This is a genomic window from Afipia felis ATCC 53690 (assembly GCF_000314735.2).
In the GTDB taxonomy this organism is placed as follows: domain Bacteria; phylum Pseudomonadota; class Alphaproteobacteria; order Rhizobiales; family Xanthobacteraceae; genus Afipia; species Afipia felis.
In genome coordinates this window covers 690,638-706,639 of record NZ_KB375270.1, presented here as the reverse complement: position 1 = coordinate 706,639, position 16,002 = coordinate 690,638, and the positions used below count along the sequence as shown (strand labels likewise).

Here is a 16,002-nt window from a genome sequence, read left to right as displayed (position 1 = left end):
TTCTCAGGTCGAGAAGCGCGAGAGCAAGACCCGTCCCGCCGTCCAGAGCGCACTCGGAACCGTCGGCGCGCCGATGAATGTCATAGTGAGAACGCCCACGAAGAGATTGCCAGCCCACCAGAATCGCTGGGGGGTCTGAAGTCCCAACGCCGAACAGGCAATGTTGAGAACGAACGCGGTGTAAGCCACGACGACTGACAGCCACGCATCGCCACGGCCCGCGATCCGTAATTCGGTCACGATCGTCACAACGATGCTGATGAGAATAATCGCCCAGATAAGCTGCGGGGTTTTGGCGACGGTCCTCGGCTTCGGCTGTTCGTTACGACCAACGGCCGCCTGTTTGTTCCTGCGAGACAACTAATCGACCTTCGCGGGATTGGAGACCGGCGTCGCATTCGCGACGTTCGCCGCTTTCATGACTTCACCGAGCGCTGCAATTTTCTTCTGTGTATCATTGCCATTGCCGCCCGGCTGGACGACGCCCGCCGACATGATGAGCGTGGCCGCGTCTTCGGCGCTGATGTCGACCTCGATAATCCGGCTTTTCGGCACGTAGAAGAAAAAGCCGGTGGTCGGGTTCGGCGCGCACGGCAGGAACACCGCGACGTGTTCCTCCTCACCAGGCAACGCGGCCGACATCTGCTCGTTCGGCGCATGCGAGATCAGCACCACGGACCACATCCCGGGCGACGGAAACTCGACGAGGCCAACCTTGCGCAGGCCAGAACCGTTGCTGGAAAAGATCGTCTCGAACACCTGCTTGAGGCCACGATAGATCGCGCGCACCACCGGCATGTGGCCGAGAATGGTTTCGCCGAGGGCGACAAGCTGACGACCGATCAGGTTCGCGGCGAAGAAACCGAGCAGCGTCAGCGCGAATACCGCGACGATCAAACCAGAACCGGGAATGCCCCACGGCAGATAGGTCTCCGGGCGATAATCGACCGGCACGAACGGGCGGACCATGTTGTCCACCCAGGTGACGAACCACCACGTCAGATAGAACGTGATCGCAATCGGACCGGCGACGATCAGGCCCGTCAGGAAGTAATTGCGCAGACGCGCCATCAAGCCTCGCGGAACATCGGGGGCACCTGCCAGCTCGTCGGGAATCTTCGGCTTGTTCTTGTTCTCTGTCATGACCTATCCGTATCGCCCCAGCGCCGCCGCATGCAAGAGCCCGCAGGGAGGAAGCGAGCGCGACCATGGTCGCAAAGGCCCTTTTCCTGCTCTTCCTGCGTCAGTTTGTCATTCGACGGTGACGGATTTTGCAAGGTTCCGTGGCTGATCGACATCGGTGCCCATGATGACGGCCGTATGATAGGCCAGCAGTTGCACCGGGACCGCATAGACGAGCGGGGTCACGGTTGCGGGCATGTCCGGCAGTACGATGGTCTCCGTCGACTCTACGGTTGCCTCGCGCGCGCCCTGCGCGTCCGTCATCAGTATGATGCGGCCGCCACGTGCCGCGACCTCCTGCATATTGGAGACGGTCTTCTCGAACACGCGGTCATGAGGCGCAATCACCACCACCGGCATCTTCTCGTCGATCAGCGCGATGGGGCCATGCTTCAGTTCACCCGCGGCATAGCCTTCAGCGTGGATGTAGGAGATTTCCTTGAGTTTCAGCGCGCCTTCCAGCGCCAACGGATAGCTCGTGCCGCGACCGAGATAGAGTACGTCCTGCGCCTTGGCGATGTCGCGGGCGAGCTTCTCGATCTGCGGTTCCAGCGCGAGCGCGGCACTCATCAGACGCGGCACCTCGACCAGCGCACGAACGAGCCTGGTTTCATCCTCCGCGGACAATTCTCCGCGTGCCTTGCCCGCCGCGACTGCAAGTGCCGCCAGCACCATCAACTGACAGGTGAACGCCTTGGTGGAGGCGACACCGATTTCGGGGCCTGCGAGCGTCGGCAGCACCGTTTCGCTTTCGCGCGCGATTGTGGATGTCGTCACGTTGACGACAGAGATCGTGTGCAGGCCCTGCGCCTTGGCGTAACGCAACGCCGCGAGCGTGTCGGCTGTCTCGCCTGACTGCGAGATGAAAATCGCAAGGTCGCCCTTGCGCAGCGGCGCTTCGCGGTAGCGAAATTCCGACGCGACATCGAGTTCGACCGGCAACCGCGCGAACCGCTCGAACCAGTATTTGGCGACGAAGCCTGCGTAGCTCGCGGTGCCGCACGCAGTGACCGAAACGCGGCCGATCTTGGAGAAGTCGAATGGCAGTTTGACGGGAAGCACCACCTGATCCGTCGCCATGTCAACATAACGCGCCAGCGTATGACCCACGACTTCCGGCTGCTCGTGGATTTCCTTGGCCATAAAGTGACGATAGTTGGCCTTGTCCACCATGAAGGTCGACGCACCGGATTTGAGCACGTCGCGCTTTACGGGTGTATTGCTCTCGTCGAAAACGCTCGCGCCCTCGCGGGTCAGCACAGCCCAATCGCCATCCTCGAGATAGCTGATATCGTCAGTAAAAGGTGCGAGCGCGATGGCGTCGGAGCCGAGATACATCTCACCGTCGCCATAACCGATTGCCAACGGCGAGCCCTTCCGCGCGCCGATCATCAGGTCGTCTTCGCCCTCGAACACGAAGGCGAGCGCGAACGCGCCGCGCAGCTTCGGCAGCGCCTCCTTCACCGCGTCCTGCGGTTTGAAGCCCTTGGCGAGATAGGAATTGACGAGATGGGCGACGACCTCGGTATCGGTCTCGCTGTCGAACGTCGCGCCCTGCTTTTCCAGTTCGGCGCGCAGTTCGCGGAAATTCTCGATGATGCCATTATGAACCACGGCTACCTTGCCGCTGGCGTGCGGATGGGCGTTGTTCTCGGTCGGCTTGCCGTGCGTTGCCCAGCGGGTGTGGCCGATACCGGCCCGGCCGAGCAGCGGTGAGGCCTTCAACCGCGCTTCCAGATTCTTCAGCTTGCCCTCGGCGCGGCGGCGCTCGATATGCGCGCCCTCCAGCGTGGCTACGCCCGCGGAGTCGTAGCCGCGATATTCAAGCCGCTTGAGCGAATCCACCAGAAGGTCCGCCACGGGCTGGCGGCCCAGAATTCCGACAATGCCGCACATGCGGTTTTAAGCCCCTCGACAATCGAAAAGAGGAAATCTCATAGCCAAGTATCGCACGAACCGTGGCTCAAGAATTGTTGCGAATTCGCACATCGCATTCATGATTAACGTCCGCTAGCGGCGTTTAACGAAAAACCATTACGTCTTGGGCTTCTTCGCTTCCGCCTTCCGCTCGCGATAGCGCTTGGCCCAACCGGGTCGCGTGACCTGCTCGCTGCGCTCGACCACCAGCGCATCCTCCGGCACTTCGCGGGTGATGACGGAGCCCGAACCGATATAGGAGCCCGCACCGATCTTCACAGGCGCGACCAGCGAGGAGTTCGAGCCCACGAACGCGCCCGCTCCCACTTCGGTGCGGTGTTTGTCGAAGCCATCGTAGTTGCACATGATAGTGCCCGCACCGATGTTGGCGTTGGTACCGACATGGGCATCGCCGATATACGACAGATGGTTGACCTTGACGCCACTCTCCAGCACCGCAGCTTTCGTCTCGACGAAATTGCCGATCCGCACGCCTTCGCCGAGCGAGGTGCCGGGACGGATACGCGCATAAGGTCCAATCGAGGCCTTCTTGCCGATGGAGGACTGCGTCACATGCGAAAACGAATGGATCACCGCGCCGTCGGCGATGCTGACGCCGGGACCGATCACCACGAACGGCTCGATCACGACGTCGCGGCCGAAGGTTGTGTCGGCTGACAAAAACACGGTCTCCGGCGCAACCAGCGTCACGCCTGCATCCATGGCATCGCGCCGCAGTCGCTGCTGCATCACGCTTTCGGCTTCCGCCAGTTGGGTCTTGGTGTTGATGCCGCGCACTTCATCCTCATGGGTTTCGATCACGGTGGCGCGCAGTCCCATATCGCGCGCGATGCCGACCGCGTCTGTCAGATAATACTCACCCTTGCTGTTTGCATTACCGATCCGCTCAAGAATCTGCAGTGCGGTCTTGCCCATGAACGCCATCATCCCGGCGTTGCAGAGATCGACCTTGCGTTCGGCCTCGTTCGCGTCGGCCTGCTCACGGATAGCGACAAGCTGATCGCCTTCCACCAGCAGGCGGCCATAGCCGGTCGGGTCCTTGGCACGGAAGCCGAGCACCACCATCGCGACGTCGCCTGCCAACGCCGTGCGCAGACGGGCAAACGTCTCTGCCGTCACGAGCGGCGTATCCCCGAATACGACGAGAAGATCGTCGGCCCCCTCAGCAATCGCCGCGCGCGCCGCCAGCACTGCATGTGCCGTGCCCTTGCGCTCGCTCTGAACGAACACCTGCGCCTGCGGCCGCAGCTTGCGCACTTCGTCGGCCACCGCCTGATGATCGGGACCGACCACGACCGCGAGGCGATCATGCTTGCCTGCGGGCGCGGCCAGCAGCACATTGGCGAGCAGCGAGCGTCCCGCGACCTCGTGCAGCACCTTGGGCAGAGAGGAACGCATCCGCGTGCCTTCGCCGGCGGCGAGAACAAGGGTGAGGCTCGATCGGTCGGTCATGGGCGTCCTGGGATTGCGATAGGGGTGCCGCTCCGGATTCGGAACGGTTCGGGTGCGGTTGTCATAGAGCCTTTCAGGGCGGGATGGAATCCACCGACGGGGTACAAATCGGGCTGAATCAAGGAGCGGCGGCGCATCCATCGAAGGTTCCTGTTAAAATCGCAAGGCTGATTCGTGGGGGAATCGCGGGGGCTATTACCTGACCATGCGGAATGATCGCGCCAAGCTCGATCAGATCGTCGACGACGCCGATTCCGGCGGCTGGATGTCTCGCCTTTTCGCCGAAGAGGACGAGTTCGACCGCCGCGCATTGTGGCGTCTCGCATCATGGGGCGTGGCCTCCGTCTGCGCCGTGGCTGCAGCGACGACGGTGGTGCATTACGCTGGCAGCCGCGAACGCGATCGCATGGCAGAAATCTCCCGCCAGAGCCAACAACTGCAGGCGATCGAGCACGAGACGAAAACCGAAAACCGGCGTCTCGCAGCCGCTATCGACACCCTCAACAGCGACCGCGACCGCCTGTTCGCGCGCGTGACGGTGGTCGAACAGAGCCTCGATTCCGTTACCGGCGCGCTGGCTAGACCCTCATCCACCTCGTGGCCGAAATCGGGTGCGGCTCCCATCGTTGGCACACCCGCGATCGTCGAGAGCGCCACGCCGTCCCCCACCGCCACGTCTGCGCCGCCCGTGCCAAAACCGCCGATGACGACGGCCGCGCAACTGCCGCCTCTCCCGGCGGCCAAGATCGAGCCAGCGCCCGAACCGGAAGCAAAGGCAGCTACCTCCGAGTCTCCCCATCCGCAGCCACACGAAGAAGCCCAGTTTGGTCCACTTGCGGTCGCATCGCTCGCGCCGCCCACGCCCGAAGCCACGGAGACCGCAACCGCGGAAAAGATCGTGCGCCCGGTCGAATTCGGCATCGACCTGGGATCGGCCAATTCTGTCGAAGGATTGCGGGCGGTCTGGCGGGGAGCCCTGAAAAAGGTGCCCGACCTTGTCGGCTCACTTCAGCCGCTGATCGTCGTCCGCGAAGGCCAGAACGGGCTCGGCATGCGCCTTCATCTGGTCGCGGGTCCCTTGAACGACGCGGCCGCCGCCGCGAAACTCTGCGCCGGCCTGATCGCCAGCCATCACCGCTGCGAAACCGCCTTGTTCGATGGCCAGCGGCTTGCACTGGAATCGCCGCTAGGCGCGCGGGTTCCGCGGGAAAGAACCCGCCGGCCTGTCCGCAGCCAAGCTCGCCCCCAGGCCGAAAAACGGGTAGAAGAACCGCCACCGCAGCAGCAAGCGCAGCCTCAGCCGGTCCCCGAGCCGGCACAGAGCCGCGGTTTCTCCGCGATCTTCAATCACTGATCCGGTTTGTGGGCCCTGCCCGCGAGTCCGTCAGCCCCGAACCTGAGAGACTTCATGGCCGATCCTCTTCCGCCCGGCGATCCGACCCAGCTTCGCGAGATCGAAAAGAAGCGCCCGTTCCGCCCGAGCCCCGTACAGGTCCAGTGGCTGCTGGTCGTCGGCTTCCTCAGCGTCGGCTATGCGCTGTACCTGCGCTATTTCGCCATCGAGTTCTCACAGGTGGCGCTCGCCTGCGACGGCGGCCTGCCGACCATGCTCTGCAAGACCCGCGCGCTGGTTACCTCTCTGTTCAAGAACGACGTGTTCGGGATCGCAGCCCTCGTCATCGCGGTCCTGCATCTCATCAGGCCCTCGATCGTCACCCTGACCGTCGGCATCGTCGCCGCGGGGTTCGGTATCGTGCTTTACAATATCGGTTTATCAGGCGTCGCTATCGCGTTGATGATTTTGGGGTTCGCGCGACCCGCGCCAGCGACAGCGTAAACGCCAGAAGCGCGTAGGCGCCGCAGGTCCACAGCGACTGCCAGTTCGCCGATCCCTCGTTGAAGCCGATGTAGACGACGCTCAGCGCCAGCAGCACGGCGAAAGTCGTCTCTGCGATCGGCCGTCGTCCGCTGCTGAGCGACGGGCCGTTCAGGAGCATCAGCAGCAGCGCCGGAACTGTCGCAATCGTCAGCGCGACGAACGGGAAGTCGCGATAACGCGGATCGAATACGAAGCCCAGCGCCGTCTGCGTCGCGAGCACCACCACCACCACCAGCGCAAGGCCGAGCACACGCAGCGTCTTGGAATCGGTGCGGTCCTCCCGCGGCCCGATCAGGTCGATGAAGGTCGGCAGGCAACGGCCCGTCACCATCGCCATGGCGGAGAGAATGGCCGTCGTAAGAGCTGCGGCGAGCAACGCGCTATTGGCCACCCAGCCGCCAAGTCCGAAGCTCTCGATCTGGATTTTTTCGACGCCCCAACCCGCAAGGACGCCGCCGACGGTGGCACTGATCGCCACGAACAGCCACGAGGACAGGCGCGGCGACCACGGCCTGCGTCGCAGCGCGGCGAACGCAACCACATACATCAGGATGCAGAAGGCGAGCCCGCCGCCCATCTGGTACTTCCACATCGGATGATTGGTGATCGGCTGGCCCGGCAAATATTTCGGCTGCCGGGTCTCATTGGTGAACAAGCCCCAATAGCCGCCGACAGTGCCCTCGAGCTGGCGCTTCCAGGGCTGGTCATAGGCTTCGATCAGATTGACACGGAATTTCTCCAGCTTCGCCAGAGCGAGAATCTCCGACACCACCATCGCCTGATTCGAAAGCGAAGGAAGCGCACCGTCACGCATGCGGCCCGCGCTCGGCCAGCCGGTCTCGCCGATCAGGATTTCCTTGTTCGGAAACGCTACCGCGACGCGCTTGCGGATCTGGTCGACATGGCCCGCAGCGTACTTCGCCCGTACCGGGAAGTCCTCCCAATACGGCAGGATGTGGATGGTGACGAAATCGACGGCGTTATAAATCTCGCGGTTGCGCAGCCAGAATTCCCACACATCCGCATAGGTCACCGGCGTGGTCTCGACGCGGGATTTGACGTAGCGAATCGTCGCGACCAGATCGGTCGCGGTCATCTCGCCGCGCAGCAGCACCTCGTTGCCGACCACCAACGCTTCGATCGTACCGGGATAGCGCTTCGCGAGTGCCACCGCGGTATCGATCTGCAGGCTGTTCTTGAAGCGGTTGCTGCCGAGCCAGATGCCCTGAATGACCTTCAACCCGACCTTCGCCGCCTCGCCCGGCACCTGATCGAGGCCACTGTCGACCGAATAAGTGCGGATGCAGTTGGTGACCTTGGCAAGCTGGGCGAGATCCTGCGCGATCTGCTGCACCGGCACATGAAGCTCAGGATCGAGCGGGCTTTGTGCGCCGCGGAACGGTGTATAGGACACGCATTCCAGCTTCTGCGAGGGGTCCAGCGGCGCGCGCGCCTGCGGCACCGGCTCTCCGAGCCAGATCCATGTCCCGGCGATCACGCAAAGCGAGAGGACCAGGAGCGCTAACGGCGTTCGCAACGTAATGAGTTCACCCTCCGAAGCTGTCGATTAGCCGCTCGGACCTGCGCTGCCAAGACCCGCCGCCCCTTGCCCACCAACTTTGATGGTATTCCAGCCTTACCGGGGCCCCCACGCGACGCGCTGGACAAAATCGCGATTGTGTTTCATGGGAATCCGGTGCTGGAAATGATCGCCGCATTGGGGGCTCATTTGCCGGTCAACAGGGAGCTTGCCTCCGTCGCGAAGGCTCCCTTCAACACAAAGGCCCGCACGAACGGGTTCTGATCGGGGAAATCATGGGTCATCACTTTGCTCTCCTGAAGATTATGCCGCTTCGTGGCGCAACCATGTCGGCATTGCTGCTTGCTGCAAGCCTTGGTGTCGCACACCTCAGCGCCGCCAATGCCCAGACCAACGAGAAGCCTCAGGATCAGAACAAAGCGCCCCCCGCAGCCACGGCCCAGGACAATCGCGACGCACAGAAGCGCACCGATGAATTCGCTGAAGCGGCCAAGGCCATCAACGGCCCCGCAGGCAATCCCGAGTGCGTCTGGCTCGGCCGCCGCGTGGTCAACCTGATGTGGCGCGACGATCTCGATACCGCTTTCCGCCACCTCGACCTTTACGACCGCTTCGGCTGCCCCGGCGGCCATGTACAGGCGACGTTCCGCTGCCTCGTCCGTTTCGGCGCAACCATCGACAACAAGATTCCCGATACGCTGAATACCCGCATTCAGGCATGCTGGATCAACCCGTCGGCCCAACCGCAGAACAGCAACTTCCCGCCGCCGGCTCAGCCTGCCCCGCCCGCTCCGCCTGCAGCGGCGGCTCCTGCGAAGCCCCCCGCACCGGCCAAATAATCCGCTGCTGCATCGCGACGGGGAATCATCTCATATCGGCCTGCGCCCATAAAAACGCCACGACGCCATACCAGATGTTAAAGTGCGTCATGTAAAAGCGTGACTGTTTAGGCGTCTGTCTTCGTCACGGCCGGACCTCGGGACCGATCCGGTGTCTTGTCATGTCGGTTCAAGGGTTTGCGATGCGCGCGGTAATCGCCGTTCTGATTTGTGTGGCCGCGGCTCATGCCGCCCTCTGGGGTCTGTTCGAAAAGAAGGAAGCCGCACCTGACTTCAACGGCATCCTGCCGAGCCTGTCCTACGCGCCGTTCGAGGGCAGCGCCCATCCCGACGTCGACAATATCCCGAGCGTCGAGAAAATCCGCGACGACCTTCGCAAGCTCTCCAAGATCACCAAGGCCATCCGCCTCTATTCATCCACTGGTGGCGTCGAACTGGTGCCGCCGATCGCGAACGAATTCGGGCTGAAGGTCACGGTTGGCGCCTGGCTCGACAAGAATCTCGACCGCAACGAGCGTGAAATCGCAGCCGCCGTCGACCTCGCCAAGCACAATCCCAACGTCATTGGCGTCGTGGTCGGAAACGAAACGCTCTATCGCGCCGATTTGAAGGTCGACGAACTGATCGAGTACATCCAGCGCGTGAAGCGCCAGGTCAGTGTTCCCGTCACCACGGGTGAAATCTGGAGCATGTGGCGCGACGAGCCGAAACTGTCGTCGTCCGTGGACTTCATTGCCGCGCACGTCCTGCCCTACTGGAACAATATTCCCGCCAACGCGGCCGTCGATTACGCCATGACGATTTCCAAACTGCTGCGGGACAGCTTCCCCGGCAAGCGGGTGGTAATCGCGGAATTCGGCTGGCCGAGCCAGGGCTATAATCTGCAGAGCGCCGATCCCGGCCCGTTCGAACAGGCCTCGATCCTGCGCAATTTCGTCACCCGCGCCGAGTCGATCGGGCTCGACTACAACATCGTCGAAGCCATCGACCAGCCGTGGAAGTTTTTCGAAGGCGGCGTCGGCCCTTACTGGGGTATTCTGAACGCATCGCGTGAACCGAAATTCGCCTGGACCGGCCCGATCGTCGATCCGGATTACTGGAAGGTCGCGACGATCGCGGTGCTGGTCGGCATCCTGATGTCGCTGCCGATCTTCCGCCTCGTGCTGCCGACCATTCCTCAGGTCTTCGTCTTGACCGTGGCCGCCAACGGCGTCGGAGCATGGGTGGCTACCGTGTTCTCCTACTGGAACTCGCATTACTTCGTGTTCGGCTCGGCCTTCGCGCTGACACTCGGCATGATCCTGCTGGTGCCGCTCATCCTGATCGCGATGGCCCGCATCGAAGAGATTGCCACCGTTGCCTTCGGCCGTCGTCCGCGGCGGCTGATCGACAAGCCCGTGCCGCAGCCCGCCGACGGCAAATTCCCGAAAGTGTCGATCCACATTCCAGCCTATTTCGAACCGCCGGAAATGCTCAAGCAGACGCTCGATGCCGTCGCCCGGCTCGATTATCCGAACTTTGAGTGCGTGGTCATCATCAACAACACGCCCGACCCCGCCTTCTGGCAGCCGATCCAGGACCATTGCCGCACGCTTGGCGAGCGCTTCATCTTTATCAACGCGGAAAAGGTAATCGGCTTCAAGGCCGGCGCGCTGCGCATCGCCATGGAACGCACCGCCGCTGACGCCGAGATTATCGGCATCATCGACGCCGATTACGTTGTGACCCCGAACTGGCTTAAAGATCTCGTGCCCGCCTTCGCCGACCCGCGCGTGGGCCTCGTGCAGGCGCCGCAGGATCACCGCGACGGCAACCAGTCGCTGATGCATTACGCGATGAACGGCGAATATGCCGGCTTCTTCGACATCGGCATGGTCCAGCGTAACGAATCCAACGCCATTATCGTGCACGGCACGATGTGTCTGATCCGTCGCGCAGCGATGGAGATGGCAGGCGGCTGGGCCGGCGATACCATCTGCGAGGACACAGACCTCGGCCTTGCCATCATCGAGCATGGCTGGATCACCCACTACACCAACACGCGCTACGGTTTCGGCCTCCTGCCCGACACCTATGAGGCGTTCCGCAAACAACGCCACCGCTGGGCCTATGGTGGATTCCAGATCGTCAAGAAACACTGGCGACGTTTCCTGCCCGGCGCGAGTCGCCTCACGCCCGGTCAGCGGCGCGAATTCACGCTCGGTTGGCTGAACTGGCTCGGTGCGGAAAGCCTCGGAGTCGTCGTTGCGATCCTCAACCTGATCTGGGTGCCGGTGGTGTCGTTCGCCGATATCGCCATTCCCGACAAGATCCTGACGTTGCCGATCATCGCCAGCTTCGTGGTCTCGCTGGCACACTTCGTTTCGCTCTACCGGCTGCGTGTCAAAGTGAAACTCGGCCAGTTGCTCGGCGCCATGATCGCGGCGATGTCGGTGCAATGGACCGTCTCGCGCGCCGTCGCCAACGGCCTCATCACCGAACACTTGCCTTTCGCACGCACGTCGAAGGGCGGCCTGTCGCGGATGTCGGTGGAATTCCAGGCCTTCTGGGAAGCGGTGATCGGCGCCCTGCTGCTGGTAGGTGCGGTGGTGCTCGTCGTCTTCAACGTGAAGCAAGTTCGCGAAATTTACATCTTCGCGGGAGTGCTGGTGCTGCAGAGCCTGCCATTCCTCTCGGCAGTCGGCATCGCCATCCTGGAGAACTCGAGGGCCAACCAGTTCGGCTTCTGGAAGCAATCGGCTATCCGCGCCGCTGAACTCATAGGGCTGCGCCGCGAGGCCATGCCGATGGTTGGCGCGCCCTCCTCCGTCCGCTCGGACATTGCGCCGAAGGCCTGATTCGAAGGCCTCGACACTCAGTGCGACGATACGACACGCAACATGCGACACTCTGTCGTCGCGACTTTTTGAATTTTCCTGAATTTTATTTTTTTGTCACATTTCCAGGAAATGCGACGTCGTCAAAAAAACAATAGTTATATTATTGATATAAATAGGAATTTTAATTCCATATTTCAATCGCGTCCGTTGACATAATGTTGCGGCGCACTATTGAGAATTGGAATATTATATACCAGAGTTTTCTTCTGCGAACGGAGCTTTCGGCTCAACAACAGTTCACGGCAGGAGGAAACATGACAACGAATTCGGTGAAAGCTCAGTCCGAGGCTGAAGCGCAAGGCATCTATCGTTGGGTGCAGCTTGCGATGGGCATCGGCTGCATGGCCATGGTGGCCAATCTTCAATATGGATGGACGCTTTTCGTCGACCCCATCGATCACAAGTATCATTGGGGCCGCGCAGCTATCCAGCTCGCCTTCACCTTCTTCGTTGTGACCGAAACCTGGCTCGTTCCGGTGGAGGCCTGGTTCGTCGATCGCTTCGGCCCGCGGATCGTCATCATGTTCGGTGGCTGCATGGCTGCCCTGGCGTGGGTCGTTAACTCCTATGCCAGTTCGGTCGAGATGCTGTACGCAGCTGCCATCCTAGGCGGCATCGGCGCAGGCTCCGTCTACGGCACCTGCGTCGGTAATGCGCTGAAGTGGTTCCCCGACCATCGCGGCGTCGCCGCCGGTGCAACCGCGGCCGGTTTCGGAGCAGGCGCAGCCCTCACCGTGGTGCCGATCGCCCACATGATCGCCGACAGCGGCTACCAGACAGCTTTCTTCGATTTCGGTCTGGGCCAGGGCCTGGTTGTGCTGATCCTCGGCTTTTTCATCCGTAAGCCGACCTTCGACATTCCGATCGTGAAAAAGAAGCTCAACCTGCCGCAGACCACTTATGGCTTCCGGCCGATGGAGACGCTGCGCAGCCCCATTTTCTGGGTGCTCTATGTGACCTTCGTGCTGGTCGCTTCAGGAGGCCTGATGGCGGCAGCGCAGATCGCACCAATCGCACACGACTACAAGATCGCCGGCGAGCCGGTCAGCCTGTTCGGCTTCCAGATGGCGGCCCTCACGATGGCAATCTCGCTGGACCGCATTTTCGACGGCTTCGGGCGCCCGATCTTCGGCTTCGTGTCGGACACCATCGGCCGCGAATACACGATGTTCATCGCATTCGGAACCGGTGCGTTGATGCTGCTGGCTCTGTCGCTCTACGGGCATTCGCCGATCGTGTTCGTTCTCGCGACCGCGGTGTATTTCGGCGTCTTCGGCGAAATCTACAGCCTGTTCCCGGCGACGGCCGGCGACACCTTCGGTGCAAAGTATGCCACCACCAACAACGGCATGCTCTACACCGCCAAGGGCACCGCCGCATTGCTGGTGCCGTTCGGCAGCCTGCTCGCCAAAAACTATGGCTGGCAGTCGGTGTTCATGGTGTCGGTTGCATTCAACTCGATCGCGGCCCTGCTTGCGGTGTTCGTGATCAAGCCGATGCGTCGCGCCCATATCGAGCGTAGCAATGAGATGGCCGCCAACGGCGTCAACACCTCAACGCCGCTCTCGGTCCAAAACGCCGGCGCATAATTTCCCCCAAGGGACTAACCTTGAAGCCGGGTGCAAGCACCCGGCTTCTTTTTTGAGCTCGACGGCCGCAGAAAAATCCCCTGCCTCCGGTGACGGACAGGCTCATGGACGCTTGTAGCTTTTGAAAGCCATGGTAGCCTGTTACTTTCACGCTGGGTGGGCAGAACCTTATGCATCAGCCAATCGATAAGCATCATCACGATATATCCAGACGCTCGATGAAGAGCCGGCTGACCGTCGCGTTTCTGGGATTGGTCGTCAGCATCAGCGCACTGATCAATTTCGTCAGCGCGTTTCGCAGCAGGCAGGTTCTATATGGCGGCCGCCTGACACCGACCGGCTGGATCTCATACCACGCTCACCCTGCGCTGTTCATCTGGGTGCTGGCGATCGAAGCCTGTGCGGTGGCGGTCTGCATCGGTGCCGTCTACACCGTCTTCTTCAACGATCTCGATCAAAGCTAGTTGGCAAGGCCGATAACCGTCGGTCGACCCGCCGAGCCTTGGCCTGCATCGCTTTAGCGTGACAGCAGCACGCAACGCGATGGCTGCGTGACAAAACGCTGCGTCACACCACCGAGAACCCATTGCCGCAGGCGGGAATGGCCGTAAGCACCGGCAACGATCAGGCCAGCGCCCATGTTCGATGCGATCAAATCCAGATTCTCAGGAGTATCTGTGTCTTCCGCCGTGATCGCCGAAGCCGCTACGCCGTATCGAAGCAGCCAGGCTGCGACGTCGTTGACGCGCTCCTGCGCTTGTGGCTCGTCAACGGCCTTGCAAACCTCCGCGATCGTAACTTCTTTCGCCTTCTGCAGAAGCGGCAGCGCGTCCGCAACTGCGCGCCGAGACTCCCGCGTATCTTTCCATGCGACCAGAATTCGGCGCATATCCAGCCAAGTCGTCGAAGGCGGGACGACCAGAATTGGACGACCCGTCTCCATCACGAGATCCGACGGGCTGGCGCTCGCATAGGGATCGCCCTCGGTATCCCGCTGAGCCGCAACCACAACAAGATCAACGCTGCGGGCTTGCGCCGGAACAAAATCCTTCGCGATCTTAAGACTGGTGCGCCATTCCACATCCTTGATGCGGCCATCCAGTACGTTACGGAACTCTTTCTCCGCATTGTCCAGACCCACTTGGAGATCCGCCTCCTCCCGATCCAGCATTTCGGCACCATATAGACCGTCGGTAAAATAAAGTGGCGGCCGCAATATCGTCGACGCCAATCCGATCACGCGCGCATTAAAACGTTCGGCAAGCTCAGCGGCGACCGTCAGGCATGCTCTGTTCGAGGTACCCAGCACCATATGTATACCGATCGATTTGTAATTCATGATGATCTTCCTGTGCCCAACAAGTTTACAATGCTCATCGGGAACCGAAACAACATGAGCCAGATCAAACGAGACGATATATTTCATGTTTCAAATCGGAAGCGGAAGGCAATGTAGCGTTTTGCCACGATCGGCCAAATGCGGGTGCAGCAGCCATGATACGAGAGACCGATCTGCAGCTATCGGCCAAGCCCGAACAAAGCCGGATATCCATTGCAGGAAGCGGCGGTATTCCCTCGGAATCGAGAACTCTCCTGCTCGATCCGGATATGCCGACGGCACAGGCGTTCATATCGATCGGGCTCGAATGTCTCCGCCATATCGCGTCCAATCAGGCCGCAGTAACGCAAGGAGAAAGCGAGGGCATTCACCAGATGCGCATCGGTCTGCGACGGCTACGCGTGGCGCTGTCGATATTCAAGCATATGCTGCGAAGGCGTGATGCTACAGCGATCAAAAACAAAATCAAATGGTTGGCGGATCAACTCGCACCCGCGCGGGACTATCAGGTTTTCTTGACTGATACTTTTGATCAACCGCACGCCTCCCGCTCCGAATTCGAGTTCTTGAAAGCGGACGTCAGGGCTGAACTCGATCTCTGCCTGAGTACGGTGAAGCAAATCGTCGGCAACGATCGCTTTCGCGAGTTCGTCGTCGAAATAGCCTTATGGCTCCTGGATGGCTCCTGGCTGCGTGACAAGGGCAGGCACGCCACCTCTATTCGGGAAATGCCATTGAAGCGATTTGCCAGGCACGAATTGCGAAAACGCGCACGCTCAGTTTCCAGGGCGGCGCGACAGGTCCATAAACTAACGCCATTGAGGCGCCACAAGCTGCGCATCGCGACAAAGAAAATGCGTTACACGTACGGCTTTTTTGAACACCTCATCACGACGAAAACAATAAAGGAAATAAAGCGGGATTTCGTGAGCGAACTGAGTTCGCTTCAGGACAAGCTCGGGCAATTGAACGACGTCGAGATGCAGACAAGACTTGCGTCGGAACTTTCCCATAAATTGAAAGACGACGAGAAGGCTTTTGCGCTTGGCATCGTTATCGGGCGCAGAACTTGCCGTTCTCGGAGACTCTTGAGAAAAGCAAAAAAATCCGGTCATCGCCTTTATAAGCTTGCCTGATTTCGAAGACTTATCGCGCTGAAATATGAATTTGGCTTAGTCCGAGCAATCACCCGTTTCAGCACGTCCGAAGAAATCGATAAGACTCATTACTCTCAATTTTACGTCATATGCATCGCAAGATTTTTTCTTGCCGCCGTCGAATGATTGACGATAGATTCGTCATGGTCAATCAGACAATCATCAAATTGATCACGCCCGTTTTTGGAGACAACAACAAACGGAATTT

At 60.7% G+C, this 16,002-nt stretch carries 13 protein-coding genes; 7 read left to right on the top strand and 6 right to left on the bottom strand.

All coding sequences use genetic code 11. From position 1 onward, the window contains the following. Positions 1-3: 3 nt before the first annotated feature. The 4 genes from HMPREF9697_RS03570 to glmU all read right to left on the bottom strand — a co-directional run bounded on the left by HMPREF9697_RS03570 (position 4) and on the right by glmU (position 4,572). Positions 4-360 (bottom strand): hypothetical protein, encoded by a 357-nt coding sequence (locus HMPREF9697_RS03570; RefSeq protein WP_002715783.1) that lies wholly within the window; start codon positions 358-360, stop codon positions 4-6. Further along, positions 361-1,143, bottom strand: coding sequence for a DUF502 domain-containing protein (locus HMPREF9697_RS03565; RefSeq protein WP_002715782.1), 783 nt, complete (start codon positions 1,141-1,143; stop codon positions 361-363). 108 nt (positions 1,144-1,251) lie between these two features. Then, positions 1,252-3,078, bottom strand: coding sequence for a glutamine--fructose-6-phosphate transaminase (isomerizing) (gene glmS / locus HMPREF9697_RS03560; RefSeq protein WP_002715781.1), 1,827 nt, complete (start codon positions 3,076-3,078; stop codon positions 1,252-1,254). A gap of 138 nt (positions 3,079-3,216) precedes the next feature. Continuing rightward, on the bottom strand, positions 3,217-4,572 hold the full coding sequence (gene glmU, locus HMPREF9697_RS03555; RefSeq protein ID WP_002715780.1) for a bifunctional UDP-N-acetylglucosamine diphosphorylase/glucosamine-1-phosphate N-acetyltransferase GlmU: 1,356 nt from the start codon (positions 4,570-4,572) through the stop codon (positions 3,217-3,219). 205 nt (positions 4,573-4,777) lie between these two features. Between glmU and HMPREF9697_RS03550 the strand changes: the two genes are divergently transcribed. Beyond that, positions 4,778-5,926 carry a hypothetical protein gene (locus tag HMPREF9697_RS03550; RefSeq protein WP_002715779.1) on the top strand — a complete coding sequence of 383 codons (1,149 nt, stop codon included), beginning with the start codon at positions 4,778-4,780 and terminating at the stop codon, positions 5,924-5,926. Positions 5,927-5,980: 54 nt separating this feature from the next. Beyond that, positions 5,981-6,409: a hypothetical protein gene (locus HMPREF9697_RS03545; RefSeq protein WP_002715778.1), complete on the top strand. Its 429-nt coding sequence runs from the start codon at positions 5,981-5,983 to the stop codon at positions 6,407-6,409. On the opposite strand, the gene HMPREF9697_RS03540 is transcribed toward HMPREF9697_RS03545, so the two are convergent. Continuing rightward, positions 6,357-7,988, bottom strand: coding sequence for a glycoside hydrolase family 17 protein (locus HMPREF9697_RS03540; protein ID WP_040307793.1), 1,632 nt, complete (start codon positions 7,986-7,988; stop codon positions 6,357-6,359). The two genes, HMPREF9697_RS03545 and HMPREF9697_RS03540, sit on opposite strands and share 53 nt — an antisense overlap. A 278-nt stretch (positions 7,989-8,266) precedes the next feature. Between HMPREF9697_RS03540 and HMPREF9697_RS03535 the strand changes: the two genes are divergently transcribed. The 4 genes from HMPREF9697_RS03535 to HMPREF9697_RS03520 all read left to right on the top strand — a co-directional run bounded on the left by HMPREF9697_RS03535 (position 8,267) and on the right by HMPREF9697_RS03520 (position 13,762). Further along, positions 8,267-8,830, top strand: coding sequence for a hypothetical protein (locus HMPREF9697_RS03535; protein WP_002715776.1), 564 nt, complete (start codon positions 8,267-8,269; stop codon positions 8,828-8,830). Between the two features lie 182 nt (positions 8,831-9,012). Continuing rightward, positions 9,013-11,667 (top strand): glycosyltransferase, encoded by a 2,655-nt coding sequence (locus tag HMPREF9697_RS03530; RefSeq protein ID WP_002715775.1) that lies wholly within the window; start codon positions 9,013-9,015, stop codon positions 11,665-11,667. A gap of 296 nt (positions 11,668-11,963) precedes the next feature. Further along, on the top strand, positions 11,964-13,298 hold the full coding sequence (oxlT, locus tag HMPREF9697_RS03525) for an oxalate/formate MFS antiporter (protein ID WP_002715774.1): 1,335 nt from the start codon (positions 11,964-11,966) through the stop codon (positions 13,296-13,298). Between the two features lie 218 nt (positions 13,299-13,516). Beyond that, complete coding sequence (locus tag HMPREF9697_RS03520) at positions 13,517-13,762, top strand: hypothetical protein (protein ID WP_244597862.1); 246 nt, start codon at positions 13,517-13,519, stop codon at positions 13,760-13,762. Positions 13,763-13,815: 53 nt separating this feature from the next. On the opposite strand, the gene HMPREF9697_RS03515 is transcribed toward HMPREF9697_RS03520, so the two are convergent. Further along, entirely contained in the window at positions 13,816-14,637 is an 822-nt protein-coding gene (locus HMPREF9697_RS03515) for a universal stress protein (RefSeq protein ID WP_002715772.1), read from the bottom strand. A gap of 155 nt (positions 14,638-14,792) precedes the next feature. Between HMPREF9697_RS03515 and HMPREF9697_RS03510 the strand changes: the two genes are divergently transcribed. Continuing rightward, positions 14,793-15,773 (top strand): CHAD domain-containing protein, encoded by a 981-nt coding sequence (locus HMPREF9697_RS03510; RefSeq protein WP_002715771.1) that lies wholly within the window; start codon positions 14,793-14,795, stop codon positions 15,771-15,773. Positions 15,774-16,002: the final 229 nt, after the last annotated feature.